General features: G+C 40.3%; 3 protein-coding genes. 1 reads left to right on the forward strand and 2 read right to left on the reverse strand.

Annotated elements, in window-relative coordinates; all coding sequences use genetic code 11:
* Positions 1-106: 106 nt before the first annotated feature.
* Both CWB66_RS19710 and CWB66_RS19715 read right to left on the reverse strand, forming a co-directional pair.
* Positions 107-670, reverse strand: coding sequence for a DUF6942 family protein (locus tag CWB66_RS19710; protein ID WP_138586684.1), 564 nt, complete (start codon positions 668-670; stop codon positions 107-109).
* 1 nt (position 671) lies between these two features.
* Positions 672-1127: a YaiI/YqxD family protein gene (locus CWB66_RS19715; RefSeq protein ID WP_002959175.1), complete on the reverse strand. Its 456-nt coding sequence runs from the start codon at positions 1125-1127 to the stop codon at positions 672-674.
* A gap of 130 nt (positions 1128-1257) precedes the next feature.
* Between CWB66_RS19715 and CWB66_RS19720 the strand changes: the two genes are divergently transcribed.
* Positions 1258-1779, forward strand: a complete 522-nt coding sequence (locus tag CWB66_RS19720) for a lipocalin family protein (RefSeq protein ID WP_138586685.1) — start codon at positions 1258-1260, stop codon at positions 1777-1779.
* Positions 1780-1954 lie beyond the last annotated feature (175 nt).

The following is a 1954-nucleotide window of genomic DNA, read 5'->3' on the forward strand; positions in this document are numbered from 1 at the left end:
AAACAAGGCGAATTTACGCGTCAATAGCTGGCCTATTGCAAGTAAATTCAACGCAGTTAGCGCTGAAAATAGCTGCTTGAGATAGATTTATTATCCAGAGTTCAGGTTATTTAGTCATTTTTAGCTGCGCGACTAGCTCGCTAAGCCTCGCTATTTTTATATTACTTAGTTGCCTGTAATCAAAATACGGGCACACAATAATATTGTTAGTTGTGTCTATTGCAAACTCGTCGTCGAGCCAATCAAATTGTGCATGCAACTTACCTTGTTGTAATAAGTTTTTAGCGTGCGTACGCCCTGCAATTATGTGTAACTGGTTTTTATTGCTAGTAGCTTTATCTGCGCAAGTAATAGTAGTGTTAGGCGCGCTAAATAGCAGAGCAGTTTTACTACTTTTTTGCAGTAAAAACTCATCGCGATATTGTTGCCAAGTAGGGGCTTGTTTGGCAAATGAGTAATGCTCACTTGGCAGAGCAAACAACACTTTGGCGTAGACGTTAAATACCTTGCGCCAACCATTACCGCAGTGCTGGTTTATGGTATTTATTTGTTCATTTATAACCGGCTCAAGGCATTTAAGGGTTTCAAAAAAAGGCATTGGCGGCGCTTTTGCTACGTATACCGCCACGCTAAATTGTATATCACCTAAACCAACTAATTGCGTGTTCAACCTAGTTAGCCTTGTTTTGCGCTAAAATACGGTCGAGGTTGTTTGCAAAGTTCTGGCGGTCGGTTTGACTAAGTGGCGGCGGCCCACCACTCATTTCTACGCCACTTGAGCGCATGGTATCCATAAAGTCGCGCACGTTAAGTATTGAGCGGATATTTTCTGTGGTATAAAGCTCCCCACGTGGGTTGAGTGCTTGCCCGCCGTTATCAATTACTTCACTTGCTAACGGGATATCGCCCGTGATCACTAAATCGCCTTTTTCAACACGTTTTACTATTTCGTCATCGGCCACATCAAATCCCGACGATACTTGAACGCGGCTTATGTATTTTGATGGCGGAATACGCATTGCGTGATTAGCCACTAAAATAGTCTCGATTTTCATACGCTCTGCAGCTCTAAAAAGTATTTCTTTTATAACAACAGGACACGCGTCTGCATCTACCCAAATTTTCATGCTATGGTCATTTTTATTGCTTTAGAATTAATATGATCCTATAGCAAATTTTTTTAATCGGCTAGCAAACTTTATATCCATCTATATTTAGATAATACGTACGATTTATGTAATTAAAAAAGGAGCTTACATGAAGGCTATTAAATACGGTTTACTTATTACAGGGTTGTTTTTTCTTAGTGCCTGCACCAGCCCTCCAGAGGGAATAACACCCGTTAAAAACTTTGATATACAAAAATATAAAGGCAAATGGTTTGAAATAGCGCGGCTTAATCACTCATTCGAAGAAGGTATGGAGCAAGTTACCGCGACTTATTCAATTAACGACGACGGCACAGTAAAGGTCCTTAACAAAGGGTATTTAACGGATGATAAAAAATGGGATGACGCTGAAGGCTTAGCCAAGTTTGTTAAGGGCACTGACACTGGACATTTTAAAGTCTCGTTTTTTGGTCCATTTTATGGCGCTTACGTGATTTTTGAGCTTGATCAACCCGATTATCAATATGCATTTATAACCAGTTACAACAAAGGTTACTTGTGGTTTTTGTCGCGTACACCAACGGTTAGCAAAGAACTTAAAAAGCACTTTTTAACTAAAGCTAAAGAACTAGGGTTTGCTACCGATGAAATAATTTGGGTAAATCATTAGGGTCTGTTTATCTTTCGAGGTTGAATTTGCAGCAGACTGCTTGGTATTTAGGCAAGGCAGAGCCTATGATGTGTGGTTATTCCCCATAAATAGGCGATAACGCAGCATAGATACCAAACATGCGCTGCCCTTTGGGTTCTTTCTAGGGACGATTAACTCTTTGTTGCTCGGTTTT

This window comes from Pseudoalteromonas sp. S558, assembly GCF_005886635.1.
Taxonomy (GTDB): Bacteria; Pseudomonadota; Gammaproteobacteria; order Enterobacterales; family Alteromonadaceae; genus Pseudoalteromonas; species Pseudoalteromonas aliena.